Annotated in this window: 16 protein-coding genes; 9 read left to right on the plus strand and 7 right to left on the minus strand. The window is 43.8% G+C overall.

Going from position 1 to position 18,709, the window contains the following annotated elements:
- Positions 1-169 precede the first annotated feature (169 nt).
- The 5 genes from A0256_01475 to A0256_01495 all read left to right on the plus strand — a co-directional run bounded on the left by A0256_01475 (position 170) and on the right by A0256_01495 (position 5,494).
- Positions 170-1,135, plus strand: coding sequence for a signal recognition particle-docking protein FtsY (locus A0256_01475; protein ID AMR30181.1), 966 nt, complete (start codon positions 170-172; stop codon positions 1,133-1,135).
- A gap of 127 nt (positions 1,136-1,262) precedes the next feature.
- Complete coding sequence (locus tag A0256_01480; protein AMR30182.1) at positions 1,263-2,597, plus strand: ribosomal protein S12 methylthiotransferase RimO; 1,335 nt, start codon at positions 1,263-1,265, stop codon at positions 2,595-2,597.
- A gap of 67 nt (positions 2,598-2,664) precedes the next feature.
- Positions 2,665-3,048, plus strand: coding sequence for a hypothetical protein (locus tag A0256_01485; GenBank protein AMR30183.1), 384 nt, complete (start codon positions 2,665-2,667; stop codon positions 3,046-3,048).
- Positions 3,049-3,071: 23 nt separating this feature from the next.
- On the plus strand, positions 3,072-3,545 hold the full coding sequence (locus tag A0256_01490; GenBank protein AMR30184.1) for a hypothetical protein: 474 nt from the start codon (positions 3,072-3,074) through the stop codon (positions 3,543-3,545).
- Positions 3,546-3,856: 311 nt separating this feature from the next.
- Entirely contained in the window at positions 3,857-5,494 is a 1,638-nt protein-coding gene (locus A0256_01495) for a bacillithiol biosynthesis cysteine-adding enzyme BshC (GenBank protein ID AMR30185.1), read from the plus strand.
- Positions 5,495-5,714: 220 nt separating this feature from the next.
- Here the strand turns inward: A0256_01495 and A0256_01500 are convergent, their stop codons facing one another.
- Both A0256_01500 and A0256_01505 read right to left on the minus strand, forming a co-directional pair.
- Complete coding sequence (locus tag A0256_01500; GenBank protein ID AMR30186.1) at positions 5,715-7,133, minus strand: hypothetical protein; 1,419 nt, start codon at positions 7,131-7,133, stop codon at positions 5,715-5,717.
- Between the two features lie 54 nt (positions 7,134-7,187).
- Positions 7,188-7,379, minus strand: a complete 192-nt coding sequence (locus A0256_01505; GenBank protein ID AMR30187.1) for a hypothetical protein — start codon at positions 7,377-7,379, stop codon at positions 7,188-7,190.
- A gap of 248 nt (positions 7,380-7,627) precedes the next feature.
- On the opposite strand from A0256_01505, the gene A0256_01510 reads away from it, so the two are divergent.
- The gene (locus A0256_01510) at positions 7,628-8,713 is read left to right on the plus strand and encodes a malate dehydrogenase (GenBank protein ID AMR30188.1); all 1,086 of its coding nucleotides are present in this window, start codon (positions 7,628-7,630) and stop codon (positions 8,711-8,713) included.
- Between the two features lie 95 nt (positions 8,714-8,808).
- On the opposite strand, the gene A0256_01515 is transcribed toward A0256_01510, so the two are convergent.
- Positions 8,809-11,205, minus strand: coding sequence for a glycoside hydrolase (locus tag A0256_01515; GenBank protein AMR34392.1), 2,397 nt, complete (start codon positions 11,203-11,205; stop codon positions 8,809-8,811).
- 78 nt (positions 11,206-11,283) lie between these two features.
- Complete coding sequence (locus tag A0256_01520; GenBank protein ID AMR30189.1) at positions 11,284-11,589, minus strand: hypothetical protein; 306 nt, start codon at positions 11,587-11,589, stop codon at positions 11,284-11,286.
- On the opposite strand from A0256_01520, the gene A0256_01525 reads away from it, so the two are divergent.
- On the plus strand, positions 11,584-11,889 hold the full coding sequence (locus tag A0256_01525; GenBank protein ID AMR30190.1) for a hypothetical protein: 306 nt from the start codon (positions 11,584-11,586) through the stop codon (positions 11,887-11,889). The genes A0256_01520 and A0256_01525 overlap by 6 nt on opposite strands.
- On the opposite strand, the gene A0256_01530 is transcribed toward A0256_01525, so the two are convergent.
- Positions 11,886-14,732 carry a hypothetical protein gene (locus A0256_01530; protein ID AMR30191.1) on the minus strand — a complete coding sequence of 949 codons (2,847 nt, stop codon included), beginning with the start codon at positions 14,730-14,732 and terminating at the stop codon, positions 11,886-11,888. The two genes, A0256_01525 and A0256_01530, sit on opposite strands and share 4 nt — an antisense overlap.
- 254 nt (positions 14,733-14,986) lie before the next feature.
- Between A0256_01530 and A0256_01535 the strand changes: the two genes are divergently transcribed.
- The gene (locus A0256_01535) at positions 14,987-16,060 is read left to right on the plus strand and encodes a hypothetical protein (protein AMR30192.1); all 1,074 of its coding nucleotides are present in this window, start codon (positions 14,987-14,989) and stop codon (positions 16,058-16,060) included.
- Position 16,061: 1 nt separating this feature from the next.
- Positions 16,062-16,820 (plus strand): DNA-binding response regulator, encoded by a 759-nt coding sequence (locus tag A0256_01540; GenBank protein ID AMR30193.1) that lies wholly within the window; start codon positions 16,062-16,064, stop codon positions 16,818-16,820.
- Here the strand turns inward: A0256_01540 and A0256_01545 are convergent.
- Positions 16,792-17,622: a polysaccharide deacetylase gene (locus tag A0256_01545; GenBank protein AMR30194.1), complete on the minus strand. Its 831-nt coding sequence runs from the start codon at positions 17,620-17,622 to the stop codon at positions 16,792-16,794. The genes A0256_01540 and A0256_01545 overlap by 29 nt on opposite strands.
- Complete coding sequence (locus tag A0256_01550; GenBank protein ID AMR30195.1) at positions 17,603-18,571, minus strand: glycosyl transferase family 2; 969 nt, start codon at positions 18,569-18,571, stop codon at positions 17,603-17,605. Before A0256_01550 ends, A0256_01545 begins: the two co-directional genes overlap by 20 nt.
- Positions 18,572-18,709: the final 138 nt, after the last annotated feature.

Raw genomic sequence — 18,709 nt, forward strand, 5'->3', positions numbered from 1 at the left:
TGAAGCCGTCTTGTTTTTACGAGAGGGCTTTTTTTGTTAGGAAATTGTATGACCCTGGATTTATTGAATGAATTGGATTAGCAGAATTCCGAAAGTTCATAGATACCAAAGATTCTGGTTCAACCTATCATATGCATATTTGCACATCTAAAATCTGCACATCTAACTTATGGGATTATTTGATTTTTTCAAGAAAAAAGAAAGTACGCAGCAGGAACAGCAGGCGCTTGATACCGGCCTGGAAAAAACCAAGGACAATTTCTTTTCAAAATTAACCAAGGTCGTTGCCGGTAAATCTACTGTCGACGATGATGTGCTGGATGACCTGGAAGAAGTGCTGGTAACATCTGATGTTGGCGTAAGTACAACTTTAAAGATCATCGACCGGATCCAGGCCCGGGTTGCACGCGATAAATACGTGGGCACATCGGAATTGAACAACATGCTGAAGGAGGAGATCCAGAAGCTATTGGCCGAAAACAACAGCAACGATTTCCAGACCTTTGAATATGGCGATCATAAGCCATATGTGATTATGGTTGTTGGTGTAAATGGCGTGGGCAAAACTACTACTATTGGCAAGCTGGCCCATAAACTGAAACAAGCAGGCAACCAGGTAGTACTTGGCGCTGCCGATACCTTTCGCGCAGCAGCCGTAGATCAGATAAAACTTTGGGGCGAACGCGTGGGCGTAAAAGTGGTAGCACAAGCCATGGGCAGCGATCCGGCTTCTGTAGCATACGATACATTACGTTCGGCAGTATCAAACGGCGATGATGTGGCAATTATTGACACCGCCGGCCGTTTACATAATAAGGTAGGCTTGATGAACGAACTTACCAAGATCAAAAATGTGATGCAAAAGGTAATCCCCGGCGCCCCGCACGAGATTTTGCTGGTGCTGGATGCATCAACCGGTCAAAATGCCATTGAGCAATGCAAACAGTTCACAGAAGCCACTAACGTTAATGCTTTGGCTTTAACCAAATTAGATGGTACCGCAAAAGGTGGTGTAGTGATAGGCATATCAGATCAGTTTAAGATCCCCGTAAAATACATAGGTGTAGGCGAAGGCATGGATCATTTGCAGTTATTTGATCGCCAGGCATTCGTTAACAGCCTGTTTAAATCATAAATTACGGATGCATGGCATCCAAAAATAGAGCTTCGTTGCGAGGAACGAAGCAATTTCCAGACACGTATAGCTAATATGCAAAGTTTAGACATTGCTTTGCTCCTCGCAATGACAGGTAAGAAATATCATGAGGACGAAAATAATCAGCAAGCCGATACTAACCGCTAAACCACGAGTAAACGTGGTTACACTCGGTTGTTCCAAAAACATATATGATAGCGAAGTACTGATGGGCCAGCTGAAAGGCAATGCCTATGATGTGGTACACGAGGCAGAAAAGCTGCGCAGCAATGATATCATCGTTATTAACACCTGCGGATTTATAGATAATGCCAAACAGGAATCTATCGATACAATTCTGCAATACAGCGAACTTAAAGAACAGGGTAAGGTTGGTAAAGTTATCGTTACGGGTTGCTTAAGCGAGCGCTACAAACCAGAACTTGAGGCCGAGATCACCAATGTTGATGCTTATTTCGGCACCAACGATCTGCAAAATATCCTGACCAATATCGGCGCTGATTATCGCCATGAATTAATTGGCGAGCGGCTATTAACCACGCCTTCACACTTCGCTTACTTTAAAATAGCTGAGGGTTGTAACCGCCCATGCTCATTTTGTGCTATCCCGTTAATGCGCGGCAAACACGTAAGTACCCCGATGTACCAGCTGGTAAAGAATGCAGAAAGCCTGGTGAAAAACGGCACGAAGGAGCTGATCCTGATTGCTCAGGATCTCACCTATTACGGCCTCGACCTTTACGGAAAGCGCAATCTCGATGAGCTGCTTCGCCGCTTAAGCGATGTTAACGGCGTGGAGTGGATCCGCCTGCAATATGCCTATCCTTCCGGTTTCCCGATGGAGATCCTGGATGCCATGGACGAACGTTCTAATATTTGCAAGTACTTGGATATGCCGCTGCAGCATATTACGGATAACATGCTAAAATCTATGCGCCGTGGTATTACCAAGCAAAAAACGATAGATGTGGTGAATGAGATTCGCGACCGGGTGCCTAATATCGCTATGCGCACAACGCTTATTACCGGATATCCCGGCGAAACCGAATATGATTTTGAAGAAATGCAGCAATGGGTGGCTGATACCAAATTCGACCGCCTGGGTTGTTTCACATACTCGCACGAAGAGAAAACACATGCGCATTCGTTGGTAGATGATGTGCCTGAGGAAGTAAAGCAAGAACGCGCGGATGCCATTATGGAAATTCAGCAGGGCATCTCCTTCGATAAAAACCAGGAGAAAATAGGCAACACCTACAAAGTGCTGATCGACAAAAAAGACGGCGGCTATTTTGTGGGCCGTACAGAGTACGATTCGCCAGAGGTGGATAACGAAGTGTTGATAGATGCCAGCGCAGATTATGCCGCCGTAGGCAGCTTTGTAAATGTAAAGATCAATACTGCAGAAGACTTTGACCTTTATGGACAAATTGTAAAATAAAACTTGTTTAACGAATTCAAAATTTACATTTTTCAGCAAGTTCTTCCCGATATAAAAGCCTAAACTAATGGAAATTACACCAGATTTTGTCAAATCGTTTGTCGTTTCAGATAATCTACCGCTACTCGCTACCCAGACCAAACTATGCATACCTATTATTAACAGGCTGTGCCAGAAAATGGCCAATGGAATTAAGTTTGAGGAAATCAAAGTATATAATAATCTAATTATCGACGGGCATCATAGGTTTATAAGTGCTTTGATAATGAAATTTAATCTTGGTAAGGTAGAAGGTAACATAACTTCAGCTACTACGGCGATCACTTGGGACAAGGTAATATTTGAAGAAAAAGATTGGGATACTCAAGCAAAGATAGAGTATCTAAACGAATTAGACGCGAAGTATAACGGACTTGAAATTGACTTTGTAAAACAAATTAGTCTTAGGTAAACATTTAGTTGTAAATTTGTTATATGTTAATTTTGTTAGACATTGATGGAGTAATGGTCCGTGCAAATTCCTGGAAGAAACCAGAATTTATGGCCGATGGATTTCCCGTGTTTAACTCTACATCTGTAAAAGCACTTCAACGAATTTTGTCAGAAACGGGTGCGTCAATATTATTAACTACTTCACATAAAACAAAATATTCCGTATTAAAATGGCGCGAGCTGTTAAAGTCAAGAGATATCAGTCCAAAAAGCATTCATCGGCTCGGCACCAATAGCCTCACTACAAGCCGGAAAGATGAAATATTAGAATGGTATACAAAAAAGCATATACCAAACGAGGAATTTGTGATCATAGACGACGATAAGATGCTGAATGACTTGCCTGATAATATTAAAAACAACGTGGTGCTCACCAGTTCGTCGGTAGGGTTAACGGATGATTTGGCAGATGAGGCTATCTCCATTTTAAAAAAGAAAAGTTACCAGTACGTTTAGTTCTGTGTGAATTCGTGATAATAAAGGATAGCTGCGTCATGTATTCATAAACACCATCCGAATATCATTCTGGCATCGGGAATTTGACCTTTATGGACAAATTGTAAAATAACCCGATATTAGCAGCACGATGTTTGATTTGGCATTTTAAAATCTAAATTCGACGTAAAGATTGGATCATACGTATTTTTCAGTAGGTCGCGCAAAACCGAAAAGAACACTATAGAAGATTTAAATATCTTTGCTTCTTGGCGAGTTGCGGGTAACTATCTCTCAAATTCTTGAGCAATCATCGTTAAATTGACTATCAAATGGAAGCTGCCTGTATTGACTATAAAGAAACGGGATTCTTTTCCCAAACGGTTATTGATTACCTGGAAGACGTTCCGGAGTTACGGTCCTTTTACAGCCACCGCCCTACCCTTGCAGGGTTCGCCGAACTTTTTAAAAACAAAAAGGTAATTGCTGACCGCCAGCTTTTAGTCGAAGTATTAACCGAACAGTATTTTGGCAAAGCTGAAGGCCTGAATCACGACAAATCTGCGAGTAATCATAACCCTGATTTAGCATCGGCTGATCTTGTCCTAAAAAAAATTGCGTCGCTGGGATTACCGGATACCTATACAGTTACTACCGGTCACCAGCTAAATATTTTTACAGGTCCGCTTTATTTTATTTACAAGATAGTAACTGCGATTAAACTTTGCCGGGAGTTGAAGGAAGCGCATCCAGATAAGGATTTTGTACCGGTATATTGGATGGCATCCGAAGATCATGATTTTGCGGAGATCAACTACACCAACATTGGCGGTAAAAAAGTGCACTGGTGGTATGAGGCATCTGGCGCCACCGGCCGCATCAACCCGGATACCATGCGCCAGGCGCTTAACCAATATAAGGGTGTACTGGGTATAGATGGACACTCATCCGAATTGGGCCAAATGGTTGAAACCGCTTACACCGCTTTTGATAAACTGGCAGACGCTACACGGTATTTGGTGAATGCGCTGTTTGGCCGCTATGGGCTGCTTATTATTGATGCCGATGATCATAGGCTCAAGGCCTCGTTCGCCCCAATCATCGAGCGCGACATCATCGAACAAAACAGTTTTAAAAATATTTCAGCTGTAAACGAGCAACTGCAAAATCTGGGCGTACACATCCAGGTAAACCCGCGCGAGATCAACTTTTTTTACCTGAAAGATCAGCTGCGCGAACGCCTTGTTTTAGAGAACGACCGCTACAGCGTTAACAATACCGATATCAGTTTTACTGAAGAAGAACTGAAACAAGAGATAACTTCCGCACCTGAAAGGTTTAGCCCAAATGTTGTTATGCGCCCGTTATATCAGGAGTGTATTCTTCCTAATATCGCTTATATAGGCGGTGGTGCCGAAGTAGTTTATTGGCTGGAACTGAAATCGAACTTTGATTTTTACAACGTCGATTTCCCCATCCTCATCCTGCGTAATTCTGGTTTGGTGATTCGCAAGGAAACTGCGGCGAAGATCAAAAGCATGGAGCTAAGTCCGGCAGAGATCTTTAAAACTGCCGACGAGATAAAAAACAACTGGGTACAAAAACACAGCAACCACGATTTAACCCTGAACGAAGAGTGGCGCGAGATGCAATGTATTTTTGAGAAGATCAAACTCCGCGCCCATAAAATAGACCCTACCCTTTCACCATCCGCCGGTGCTGTACAAGCCCGCCTTAAACACGCGATGGACAATTTTCAGAAGAAACTGGTCAAAGCAGAAAAGCGCAATTACAAAACCCGGCTGGAACAGATAGAACACATTAAAGAAGATCTTTTTCCAAAAAACAGCCTGCAGGAACGCCAGGAAAACTTCGGGCTATCTTACGTTAAATGGGGCCAACTGTTTATCGATGAGCTGATCAGGAATTTTGAGCCATTGGATTTTAAGTTTACGGTACTGGCGGAATAAGGTAGACCAATGCCGTTAAGAATAAAAATGCAACGTTCCCTCCTCCACGTACGTATGTATCTTCCAACAAAAATTGCGAAAATTTGCCTTTTGCCGTTTATGGTATATCAATCCAAATGCTCCGGCAACTATATACCATTCGAGTAAAAGCAATGTATATTGAGTCTGATTATAGGCTTTGCGAAGAGTAATTACCCGAATGAAGAGCATGTTGCCTAAATCAAATTTTTACTTTTCTACGCGTTACCCCAATCTTTTTTGTGTTATTAATTACGCCGGCGTTATGGTTATGCTGTGAAAGGTGAGCTATCTGATGATTCATCCATGTGGTAAGGCGATGGTGACATGGAACTAGTATTGAGGCTAAGGCAACCAGGATGCCTAGTTCTAATATCGGTAGATGGCTGCTTATCTGCTGTACGAAAGGATGGATAAACAAGGTGATGAATTCAAAGAATAACAGCAACGACAAAACACTTAAAAACTCCACCACTTTTCTGTGTGTACGGCATTTACTTAGAAAAAGCACAGACAGGAAAAAAAATGGTATAAAAAGTGCGATACTGATTAACTGAAGATTGATAATCCTATTCTCCGCCTCCCTATGCCTTTCTTCAGCAATCTCTTCCTGCCGGGCAGCTTCGTTAAAACTAAGTCGCTGAACTTCCCTCACTCTTTCGGCATTAAACATGCTATCCCTGGTAGCAGTGGCCATTTTCAGGTACAATAATTCAAGGTGTTCATCTAAACCTTTATAACTATTAGTCAGTACCGTGGTTGCGTTATAAATACCTTCGAGATAGTTTACCATTTTAGCGGCATTAAGTGCTTTCTGAGCGTAATCAATACAAGAATCTGGTTTATTGCTTTGTTTGTAAAAACTGGCAATACTGTTATAAGTATCTGAGAGACCGCTCTGATCATTATTTTTAGCAGCATAATTTAAACTTAGCCGGTAATAATCCAGCGCCAGCCCATTATGCCCTAATTGGTAATTAATATCGCCTAAGATCGATAGCGTATTGGCCATTGTAATTTGATCATTCAAAGACATTTGTATACCATAGGCCCGCATTTCATAAGCCAACGCCTCATTTACCTTTTTTAGTTTTATGTAGCAATTGCCGATATTAGACAGGATAATACCAAGTCTATGTTTCTCATGAAGTTGTTCTGCAAGAACTTTTGCTTTGAAATGATACGTGAGCGCTTTAATATTATCGCCCTGATCTGAATAAACGATACCCAAGTCGCTTAAGCTTTTAAGCATCCCGAGTTTATCATCCAATTCCTCGCGCAATTTAAGCGATGCCAATAGTAAAAAAAGAGCCCTGTCATATCTTCCATTTTTCCAAAAAACCACACCCAGCCGATTGAGGCAATCTGCTTCACCCTTCCGGTATTTGATCTCTCTTGCCAGATCAAGACCAAATTGAGCATAAATCAGTGCGCTATCGGGCTGCTTGGTTTGAAAAAACAGACTTTTTTGTCTCAGGAATTCTACCCGTGCGGTATCCTGTGTTTGCTTGGCAGGAATGCGCGCAGGGGCAGAAAATAAATTTGTTTGCGCAGCGAACACTACCACCATGCCTAACAACAGGTAATTGTGTAGTAAACCCTTTGATTTCAGGCCTGGCATTACCGATTAAACATGCGGAGTTAGATAACAAGCAGCACGTTCACATCATTGGAACTAATCATCATTATGGTCCTCCGACTTGTTACTACCCTCTGGATTAAATGACTGTACCTGCGAAGCAACATCTTGGTCCTCGCCAGCGAAATTTTCTGTCGACCGCCCCATAGATGTGTTTTTACTGAAGTTTTCCATAGCGGCATCTTGGTCCGACACCCCTTTTGATGAATTTGCATTTCGAGTTGACATAACGGTTAATTTATTTAGAACTACATGGTGCAAGAATGGGCACAAAAAAATGTAACCATAATTAAAATTACCTTAAAATAATCATAGCTGTTATTGGCATAAATGATTGTATACTATTATGTAATATTTCTCAATAGTTGCAGAATATTGTTTGTTAATAATAATACTTACAAAACGTAATTACCGCTATATCAGTCGGTAAGAAGCAGCAATGTAAGGCTCTGCACCTTTTTAGATATATTTGTGCTATGCTGTTAGCCGAACCCATACTCCGAATCTTTACTCAAAATATTTTCATTGCCATAGGCTGCAGCGAGGCACATGCTGCGTTAGCTGCAGACGTATTGCTCAAGTCAGATATGCGGGGGATAGATTCGCACGGCGTTGCCCGCCTGAGTGGCTATATCCGCTTGTGGGAGAAGCAACGAATTAACCCGACCCCCAACATCCGGGTGGTGCATGAAACGGCTACCACCGCTACTATTGATGGCGATGCCGGGTTAGGTTTAGTGGTGGCGCCATTTGCTATGCAGATAGCTATCGAAAAAGCTAAGACATACGGTTCGGGCTGGGTGTCGGTACGTAACTCCAATCATTTTGGCATAGCCGGGTACCATGCGCTTATGGCTGTGGAACAGGAAATGATCGGCTTCGCGATGACCAATGCGAGCCCGCTGGTTGCGCCTACTTTCTCCAATGAGCGCCTTCTGGGCACTAATCCCATGTGCTATGCTTTCCCTGCAGGCAAGTATCCACCGGTAGTTGTGGATATGGCTACTTCAGCAGCTGCCAACGGCAAGCTGGAAATAGCCCAGCGCAGTGGTAAGCTGGTACCCGAAGGCTGGATCCAGGACCAGCAGGGCAACGTCACCACCGATTCGCACGCGCTCAAATCCGGTGGCGCGCTCCTGCCGTTGGGCAGCGACCGCGAGCATGGAAGCCACAAAGGTTTCGGGTTGAGTGCTACCGTAGACATCCTCTCGGGGGTGTTATCCGGTGCCGGATTTGGCCCATGGGTGCCTCCATTTGCGTCATTTCTTGAGCCCCCTGTGAATCCTCCGGGTATAGGCATCGGGCACTTTTTAGGTGCTATGCGGATAGATGGATTTCGGCCGGCAGCCGGGTTTAAGGCTGATATGGATCTTTGGATCGAACGCTTTAAATCAGCATCCACCATCAATCCCAATCAAAAAGTAATCATCCCCGGCGAACCCGAGCTGGCAGCAGAATTGGACCGAATGCAAAACGGCATCCCTTTGGTGGATGCCGTTGTAGAAGATTTGAATGAGTTAGCGGTGAGGTTGGGTGTAATGCCCTTGCAACCGTTATGTTAATTTACTTTTAAATAGCTCATTAACTGACGGGAAGATTTCTTAAAACATGTGTTCAATGGATCCTTCCTTCATCGCGCTGACAAACGGCTCGGGTACTACTTAACCTTAATCGTCACCGTAGCAGGAGCCAATCCTGCCGATGTTGCCGTGAAAGTTATCGTCCCCGCTTTTTCCGTCCCCTGTACAATCGCCAGCGCCAGTCCGTGGAATGCCTTACGATAATCTGCCTTGAACGGATCGTGGCTTACCGGGTCACCGTTGTCGACGCTGGCAATGGTAGCCGGGCCGCTGATCTTAAATTTCACCAGGTTATCTGCATCAGGCACTACATTCCCGGATTTGTCCAGGATGCGTACGGTAATGAATGATAGATCCTTGCCATCTGCCTTAATATTGCTTCGGTCTGCCGATAGTTCTATTTTAGCAGGTGCGCCTGCTGTGTAAATCTCCTTTGTCAGAACTATTTTTCCATTTTTACGGGAGACTGCTTTCAACGTGCCTGGCACAAATTTCAGCCGCCACATTAAGTGAAGGTCGTCACCTGTTTTCTTTTTGATGCCCACTGATTTACCGTTCAGGTACAGTTCCACTTCATCAGCGTTATTGTAGTAAGCCCAAATATCTACCGTTTTGCCCGCCTCCCAATTCCAATGCGGGAAGATATGCAATACAGATTGTTTAGTCCACTCGCTTTTATACATATAATAAACATCCTTCGGGAAGCCCGCCAGATCAATCACACCAAAGTATGAACTGCGCGACGGCCAGCTGTACGGCGTAGGTTCGCCCAGATAATCAAAGCCGGTCCAAATGTACATCCCGGATAGCATATCATACTTCTTTACCACCTTCCAGGTTTCCTCATGTGTGGAACCCCAGGGTGCAGATACGTTATCATAAGCTGAAACCGACTGGGTTGAGTTGCCAGTCTTTTCATCCAGCACTTTATCCCAGCTTGCCGGCCACCGGCGGATGCTGTCTGACGGCATATCGTAAAACCCCCTGGTTTCTAAGGCGGAGCTGGTCTCGGTACCTATGAACTTTTTGCCAGGGTAACGTTTGTGAAAGTCGGCGTAATCCTGGTGATGATAGTTATAGCCGATCAGATCCAAAGCGCCGGAGGCGATCAGATTGCTGCCGATTCCCGGGTCGTTGTTCGCTGCAGTAATGGGGCGGTCATCTAAACTACGCACAATACCTGCCAGTTCGCGGGCAATTACGCGGCCAACAGTATCTTTTCGATTGTACTGTTCGCCTATTTCGTTTCCAATGCTCCAGATAAATACCGATGGATGGTTCCTGTCGCGCAAGATCTGATCTTCCAGGTCGCGTTTGTGCCATTCATCCCAGTACAGGTGGTAATCATATTTGGTTTTTTGCATTTTCCACATGTCAAAGGCTTCATCCATAACTATGAAACCCATTTTGTCGCACAGGTCCAGCAGTTCGGGCGCTGGTGGGTTGTGCGAGGTACGGATGCCATTAACACCCATGCCTTTAAGAATTTGCAGCTGCCTTTCCAAAGCGCGGATGTTGATGGCCGAGCCCAGGCTGCCCAAGTCGTGGTGATCACATACGCCTAAAATCTTTACCTTCTTGCCATTCAGGATAAAACCCTTATCTGCATCGAACGAAAAAGAGCGGATGCCCAGCGGCGTGCTGTAGGAATCTATTACTTTGCCGGCACTTAATACCTGCGTAACTATTTTATACAAATAAGGCCGCTCTACCGACCAGAGTATAGGCTTATTCAGCGTAAATGTGCTTTTAAGAGTCGTGCTTGTTTCGTCCAGCTGTTTAGCCGACGGGATAGCCCCGCCACCGCTTGCTACTTTACCGGCGGCATCGTAAATAGCAACTTTTATGGTGTAGCTTTGTTTATCAGCTTCATTTTTAATGCGTGTGCTTAATGCAATAGTTGCCGATGCGGCGCTTACTTTTGGGGTAGTTACATAAGTGCCCCAATGGTCGATAGCGATCTTATTAGTGGTTACCAGCCAAACGTTGCGATAAATGCCACTGCCGGAATACCAGCGGGAATTGGGCTGCTTTGAGTTATCTGCTTTAACAGCTATCACATTTATGCCGCCATAGTTCAGGTACGGGGTAAGATCGTACTCAAAAGAGATATAGCCGTTTGGCCGGAAGCCGAGATGGTTTCCATTTATCCACACATCGCTGTGCTGGTATATACCGTCGAAATCGATATAAACTTGCTTGCCTTTTGATGCCAGCGGCACAGTAAAGGTTTTGCGGTACCAGCCAATGCCACCAGGTAGTGCGCCGCCTTCGGGCGTAGCGGGGTTATCCTTGCTGAAGGTGCCTTCAATACTCCAATCGTGCGGGAGGTTTAATTTGCGCCAGTTTTTATCGTCGGCGCTGGTTTTTTCGGCGTTTTTAACATCACCCAGGTGAAATTTCCAGCCTTTGTCGAAATCGGCTATTGTGCGGCCATTTTGCGCATAACTTACTTGCACAAACGCCAAACTCAATACAAGTAACGATAGCGTTTTGGCGTAGATCTTGTAAAAAAGAAGCATATATGATGGTTTATAATGTCAAATATACAATTATAAAGCTGGGTGTAATGCAAATAGTCCTTTGTAATTTTTATGATAGGCTGCCAGCAGGAAAACATTCAAAAGGAGCAGCGCGGCCCCTAGTGCGATGAGTTGTGTCCCCAGGAAAATATCGAACAGGAAGATATTGAAAGTGATGGGAAAAAGCATAATAAGGAACAGCGCAGTAAACCGGTTGATCAGCAACCCCAACCCGCAAAGGATTTCTATTACTTTTAAACAAGGGAAAAAGTATTCTGCACGAGTAAGCGCACCTAAATACGCATCTGCCTTTTTATCTAATAGCGGAAAATGCACGATGCTGCCATAATGGGGACAAAAAAATCAATACCAAATACCAAAAATGTAATACCAAGCACAAGGCGGGCGATTATTGCGGCAGTTTTCATGATAAAGGGTTTAAATCGGTTTGATAAATATACTAAAAACACATGTAAATACCACGTAACCTGCAAATTACAAAATTACAATCTATTAAATTCCTATTCGTCTTATTTAACTCCCACTATTAACACGCTTAAACTAACCAAAAAAGGCACCCCGCACAGGTGCCTTTATTTTAAAATATACAATAGAGCAGTAAACACAAATTATTAAAATGGTGGCGGACCACCGGGGCCAGGACCACCCGGACCACCCGGACCGCCGGGACCACCAGGGCCACCCGGACCAGATGGCTTTGCACCCGCGAATTTTTGTAGCCTGAGTACAAAAGATACCAAAAAGTAACGCCCCAGTCTGTTGGAATTTGTTTGCGTAACATAACTACCGCTGGATGTTGTAGTGTAACCTGTATTTTGATTGAACACATCATTCACAGCAAAGCGCAGGGTACCAACATTGTTTTTCAAGAAACGGCGTTCTATGTAAGTGTTTAGTATGTTAGGGTTGGTTGCACCTGTATAACCGTAGTAGAGCTGCTTGCTAAAATCGTAGCTCAGCGTCCAGTCTTTAAAGAAATAGTTCTTGCCATTGATGCCCAAATTAAGCGTACTGAAGTTATTATTGATGTTAGCCTGTTGCAGTGAGTTGTTTGTTCGGTTAACGGAATAGGTGGTGCTGGCCTCGGCGTCCACAATATCGGTAATATTGATTCTGAACCTGACACCTTGCGATACAACCAAATTTCTGGCGATGTTCTTTTCGGTAGTAAGCGCATAGGAGGCGCTATCTACACTACCGATGTACGACAGGTTATTGTTATAGGCAACATTACCCTGAAAAAACAGGTTGTACTTGCGCTTAGCCCATGGCTTGGCAAATACGTAAAAGGCATTGGCACCATAATAACCGCTGGCATTTTGGTAAGTCGTAAGGATGGTACCCGCCAGTTTTGGGTCTGGGGCATAGTTTCTGGGGTAGGTAATTGTATTGGCTACAATCTTATTATCGCTCTGCGTAAAAGACAGGTTGCTGAAAAACACATTTCCCGATGCAAAGTCGAACTTGTTGTACCGCACAGAAAGTACGTTGTTAAACTCCGGCTTCAGATCGGCGTTTCCGCGTACGGGGTACGATGCGCTGGAGAAATCGGTCACGGGCTGCAGCTGCGTATAAGTGGGCTGCGTACTGGTACCATTGTAATTTAAACTTAATGATTGGTTTCTTGAAAAGTTATAAATAAACCTCGCATTTGGCGCTACATTAAATGTAGTAACCCTGTTTTCCCCGGTAAGTACAGAATTGCCTTCCAGAATGGCAGGTTGTGCTACTACACCTAACGTATAATTGTATTTTTTATCGATGAAACGATAATTCAACCCAAAACGGTTCGTAGTAAAGGTGTAGTTATAACTATTGGTAAGCAGATCGTAATTATTGCGCACGCCACCAAGGCTTAACGTATCCGTATTTTTATCGGCGGTAGTGTATTGGTGTTTGTAGCCGTAGGTAAGCTCGATGTAAGATTTCTTGGCTATCGGTTCTAAATAAGAAATATTGGTACCCACGCTATCGGTACGGCTGGCGGTGCTGATATATTGATTAAGCGGTGCATTGGCAGCTCCCTCTATATAGGTATAAACCGGGTTTTGATACTGGTTGATGCGGTAGGAACCCGCCCCTACGTTGATACTAAAGTTGCGGCCTTTTTTGGCAAACCGGTGGTTATACAATACGTTACCCCCATAAGTTGGTGCAGTAGAGTGCAGGTACGAGTTAAAAGTATAGTCGGAAATGGTACTGCTGGCGTTTACCAATTGATTGGCTGCTGTTTGATTAGTGGTAATACCGGCAAACGCAATTGACGGGGTTATTTTAAAGTAATTAACAGTATCGGGTTTATACTCGATATTGAAATTAAACCGGTGGTTAATGTTCTCATCCGTTTGAACACTACTTTGTGTATTGGTGCTTGGGTTAGTTAATGATACATTGTTTTGGATAGTAGTGCTGGTAGTATTTATCGTATTATCGGCAAAGCTGTAACTCCCGTAAACAGTTGTTTTTTTGCCCCAGCTATCGCGATAGTTAAATCCTACGCTGCGCGCCGTGGTAATACCATTGCCATTGCTGCTGCTAATTCCCGGAGGACCACCGCCACGCGGGCCACCACCAGCGGGGCCACCAAAGCTAAACAAGTTGGTATTGGTATTATTAAGGTTACCCAATACTGCAATTTGCCTGTTGCCGCTAAAACTAAACAGGTTGGCCTGGGCCACATATCGGTTACCCTCTTTGCTATTGGGGATACCGGGGATCATATCCTGACCCTCGCCTACACTGGCCTGGCCAAAATATCCGTAATTTTTGCTGGGTTTTATGGTAATGTTCAGTACTTTTTCGGGCTCGCCACTTTTAACACCAGTGATATTAGCCTGGTCACCATAATCATCAATCACCTGGATACTTTGCACAACATCTGCAGGCAGGTTTCGGGTGGCGGTCTTTACATCTCCACCAAAAAAATCCTTACCATTCACCCGCACTTTAGTAATACTTTTCCCTTGTGCGGTTACGTTACCATCTTTGTCCACATCAACACCGGGGAGTTTGCGAATCACATCCTCTACTGGTGCGCCTTCTCTAACTTTATAGGCCGCTGCATTAAATTCAACGGTATCCTCCTTCATTTTTACCGGGTTCACATCAGTAACGGTAACACCGCCGAGCATTCTGATATCAGATTTTAAAATAATTGGCAGCAGCGTAAACGGCGTAGTGCTATTGTCTAAAGTAAACCGCCGCTTGATAGGTATATAACCGATAGACTGCACAACCAAACTGAATTGATTTACGGTAACGGACCGGAATATGAAGGCACCATTAGCATCTGTGGTTACAGAGCTGCTGTCTTTTCCGGTAAGTATTTTTATTGTAGTACCCGGCAGGGTTAATCCTGTAGAGTCTTTTACAACGCCTTTAACATCCCGGCCTGTCTGGGCAAAAACCTGCACATTAAAGAGTAAAGCAATGACGAAGAGTAAGTATTTAAATTTCATATATGTTTTGCTGATATACAAAACAATGCGTCTGCCGGGACCTAATAAAACGCGATAGACAGGCATATTGGATACATAGACCGAAACCCGGTTTTAACCGATGAAGCCGCTGACACTATTGCAAACGGCAAAATTTACCGTTAGCCGGGCCGCATTGGTCTTTCATCGGTAAATCAGGGCTCCCGGAAGAATTTGATTGCAATGATACCGCCAGCTTTTGTAATATTGTAACATACTGTAAACCAATAAAGGACATGCTCCTTCAAAAATCAAAAAGCACATTAGTAAATATCCTTATTCAAACATTGATATGGATAGTGCTGGGTAATGTGTTGTTATTTTACCAGCCATTTTTTCATGATATAGCGGTGCCTTATCAATATTGGATAAAACAAACCTTTGTATTTGCCATGCTGGTGGGCGCCTACTATTTAAATGCCAATGTGCTGGTGCCAAAACTGCTCCTTAAAAAGCGCACGGGTTTGTACTTCGTTGTAGTAGCTGTTATCATCATAGGCATAATGTTCATTGCTGGCTTCGCTGATAGGCTTTTAGAACTTCGCAGGTTGTTTGAGGAAGCCTTTCATAAACGTGGCCCGGAGCGGGGCGGTGGTGGCCGTAAGGGTTACTTTGATATTTTTCTTATTACCATTTCCTCATTGGTGATCGGTATCAGCACCAGTGTAAAAACCACCCAAAGCTGGCAAAAGAATAAAGAACTACAGCAAGAGATGGAAGCCGATAAGCTCAGTTCAGAACTTTCGTTTTTAAAAGCACAGATCAATCCGCACTTTTTTTTTAACACGCTTAATAACATCTACGCGCTTACCTTAATCAATGTAGAAACATCCCGCACAGCGTTGCACCAGCTTTCGCGCATGATGCGCTATGTGCTTTACGATACACAAAACAGTACGGCGTTGCTGAGCCAGGAGGTCGCCTTTGTAAAAGACTATATCAGCCTGATGCAGCTCCGCTTAACCGAGAAGGTTACAATTGATTACCTTGCGCCGGCTTCACTTCACGAATTCCCGGTAGCGCCAATGTTATTTTTGCCGTTTGTAGAGAACGCTTTTAAGCATGGTGTAAGCGATACCTTGCCGAGTACCATTACTATCCAAATTAAACAGGACGACAATAAAGTTACACTGCTGGTGAAAAATGGTATCTTTAAAAAACAAGGTGACGACCTGGAAGATAATAAAGGCATAGGCTTGAACAACACCATCCGCCGCCTTGACCTCTTGTACCCGGCCAAGCACATCCTTGATGTAACCGAAAATAAAGCCGAAAATACTTACACGGTAATCTTAACGCTCTCTTTGTAACATGACCATAAATTGCATAGCTGTTGATGATGAGCCATTAGCCCTCGGCATGGTTTGCGCATTTATCAACCAAACACCTTTCTTAAACCTTGTTGGGCAATATAGTAGCGCAGTTGAGGCTCTTGGCGGCTTGCAGCAGCACAAAGTTGATCTGATATTTTTGGACATCCAGATGCCCAATCTAAACGGTATCGAACTGGCCCGTGTATTGGATGGGCGCGGTGTAAACAAACCGCGCATAATTTTCACCACCGCGTATAATCAGTTTGCTTTGGAAGGCTACCGGGTAGATGCACTGGATTATCTGCTGAAACCTTTTAATTACGAAGAGTTTTTGCATGCGGCTAACAAAGCCCTGGCGTATGCTGAACTGTTGCAAAAATCTAAAAATTCACCTCCCCAACCGATAGATGCGCCTGCGGTAGCCGAAAAGGTTGAAGACGATTACCTTTTTATCAAAGTAGAGTATCAACTGGTACGTATAGCTTTAAGCGATATCTTATACCTGGAAAGCTTAAAGGATTATGTAAAGGTTTACCTGCATAATGCAGAAAAAGCGATCCTTACGCTAAGCAGCCTGAAGGCGCTGGAAGAAAAACTACCCTCAAAGCGTTTCATGCGGGTGCATCGCTCCTTTATCGTTTCACTGGATAAAATTAATTCTATCACCCGCAACGCTTTGCAAATCGGTAAGATCAACATCACCGTGGGAGATCAGTATAAAGATGCGTTTAACCAGTTTCTGAGTCGCTGGGTTTAGCAGAATTATGCTTTAAAGGTAGAACCTCTTTAGGAATAGCATCTACAAAATCGCCTGTACGGGCAAATTGATAGCCCTTTGCCTGCGCCCAATCAATGTAGGCCTTTATCTTTCTGGCGAATGACAGTCCGGATGTATTGGCAACATATTTTGGCACGCCATAGCGCTCATCTTTTATATCAACAAATTCCCAGGGATGAAAATACAGGTTAAGGTAGCCATCTTTTTTATGGGTGATCCGGCTCATCCATTTTAACATACCTAAAGGCAGCATATGGAAGCTGAGCCAGAACAGTGGGAACCGGATGAATGGTGATACGGAAGCTGGCAACTGCAGCACGCTACTCCTGTAAAACCACTTTCGGGGTTGCTTAAAATTATTGTAGCGCCCGGGGATCCAGGTAGGGTTAATAGAAGAGTTGTAGCTGTATCCTGCGGCCGCAATTTCACTTTCATCAACCGCCATCATCCTGGCCATCCTGAAGCCTTTTACTGCCGTACCAGAAAGGCTTTCTAATACTTGTTTGGATTGCGTCAAATGCTCCGGCGCAAAATCAGAATGGTAATAGCCATGCGAGGCAAGTTCATGCCCGTCGCTAATAATTTCTCTGATGAGATCCGGCCGGTTGGTGGCAAAGTTTGCGGTACAAAAAATGGTAGCTTTAATATTTCTCTCCCTCAAAATCCTCATGATGATTTGAGTGCCGGTAGTTGATATGGACAGCTGTTCATCAAAAGGAATTGTTTTGCCATATTCAAATGGCATATCGAACTCCTCTACATCAAACCCTAACAAGATCATTTGTAACGTGTAAAAGGTTTGTAGAACGGATAACAAAATTAGGTCGGTGCTTGGACTGCATAAAGATTTTGCCCACATATACCCCAATAATGCTCAATACCAATAACTGGATGCCGCCAAAAAATACAATTGTAGCAATGATTGAGGCCCAGCCCGACACCGCATAACCGGCAGCGTAGCTGATTAATACATAGGGAATATATAAAATTGCCAAAAACGATACCGATAAGCCCAATGCCGTAACACAGTACAGCGGCCGCGCACTAAAAGCCATAATGCTGCTCACAGCTAGTTTCACCAAACCTGCAAGGGAATAGCTTGCTTCGCCGGTGTGCCGTTCAGCCGGAGTGTAAGGGATGCCAATTTGCTTGTAGCCCGTCCATTTGATGATACCACGAAGGAAAATTTCGTACTCATCTATCTGCTTTAGCTGCTTAACTACCTTCTCATCCATCAACCTGAAATCAGCCGTACCGTCTTCCAGTTTGATATCTGAGAGCATATTGATGCCTTTGTAAAACAGGTTGGAAGTTATCTTTTGATGCGCTTTAACATGTGGGTTGGCATTTTCGCGATAGGTATAGATGATATCGTACCCTTTTTCCCAATAATCGAGCATTTGCAGGATCATTTGCGGAGGATGCTGCATATCGGCATCCATAGTAATTACAGCATCACCCGTAGCCACACCTATGCCGGCTTTTAAGGCATTATCTTTACCAAAATTACGGGATAGTTCTATAAAATAAACGTTGGGGAACAGCTCGGCATTAACTTTAAGTTCGTTCAGCGTATGATCTGTACTGCCGTCATCAACAAAAAATAGTTCAAATAGATAAGGCAGGGCAGCTAAAGTATCGGTAATAGAACGGATTAGAAAACTGATATTGTTTTGCTCGTTATGGCAAGGTATAACGATAGAGATCTTCTTGGGTAAGGAAAGATTCATAGGCGTAATAACAATCGCTGGCGTACGACAGGCTTTGGCTTAGGCTACCAGTAATTTATTGTAATGTTTAATTAATATAGTTGGTTTGCAATCCGGCTGTATCTCTAATTGGGCTAAATCAGCAACAATCAAACATGC

It is taken from the genome of Mucilaginibacter sp. PAMC 26640 (genome assembly GCA_001596135.1).
In the GTDB taxonomy this organism is placed as follows: Bacteria; Bacteroidota; Bacteroidia; order Sphingobacteriales; family Sphingobacteriaceae; genus Mucilaginibacter.

What these genes read in the sequence shown, in the direction of transcription:
- A0256_01475 (AMR30181.1), top strand. Translation starts at nt 170, where the DNA reads ATGGGATTATTTGATTTTTTCAAGAAAAAAGAAAGTACGCAGCAGGAA.
- A0256_01480 (AMR30182.1), top strand. Translation starts at nt 1,263, where the DNA reads ATGAGGACGAAAATAATCAGCAAGCCGATACTAACCGCTAAACCACGA.
- A0256_01485 (AMR30183.1), top strand. Translation starts at nt 2,665, where the DNA reads ATGGAAATTACACCAGATTTTGTCAAATCGTTTGTCGTTTCAGATAAT.
- A0256_01490 (AMR30184.1), top strand. Translation starts at nt 3,072, where the DNA reads ATGTTAATTTTGTTAGACATTGATGGAGTAATGGTCCGTGCAAATTCC.
- A0256_01495 (AMR30185.1), top strand. Translation starts at nt 3,857, where the DNA reads ATGGAAGCTGCCTGTATTGACTATAAAGAAACGGGATTCTTTTCCCAA.
- A0256_01500 (AMR30186.1), bottom strand. Translation starts at nt 7,133, where the DNA reads ATGCCAGGCCTGAAATCAAAGGGTTTACTACACAATTACCTGTTGTTA.
- A0256_01505 (AMR30187.1), bottom strand. Translation starts at nt 7,379, where the DNA reads ATGTCAACTCGAAATGCAAATTCATCAAAAGGGGTGTCGGACCAAGAT.
- A0256_01510 (AMR30188.1), top strand. Translation starts at nt 7,628, where the DNA reads ATGCTGTTAGCCGAACCCATACTCCGAATCTTTACTCAAAATATTTTC.
- A0256_01525 (AMR30190.1), top strand. Translation starts at nt 11,584, where the DNA reads ATGCACGATGCTGCCATAATGGGGACAAAAAAATCAATACCAAATACC.
- A0256_01530 (AMR30191.1), bottom strand. Translation starts at nt 14,732, where the DNA reads ATGAAATTTAAATACTTACTCTTCGTCATTGCTTTACTCTTTAATGTG.
- A0256_01535 (AMR30192.1), top strand. Translation starts at nt 14,987, where the DNA reads ATGCTCCTTCAAAAATCAAAAAGCACATTAGTAAATATCCTTATTCAA.
- A0256_01540 (AMR30193.1), top strand. Translation starts at nt 16,062, where the DNA reads ATGACCATAAATTGCATAGCTGTTGATGATGAGCCATTAGCCCTCGGC.
- A0256_01545 (AMR30194.1), bottom strand. Translation starts at nt 17,622, where the DNA reads ATGATCTTGTTAGGGTTTGATGTAGAGGAGTTCGATATGCCATTTGAA.
- A0256_01550 (AMR30195.1), bottom strand. Translation starts at nt 18,571, where the DNA reads ATGAATCTTTCCTTACCCAAGAAGATCTCTATCGTTATACCTTGCCAT.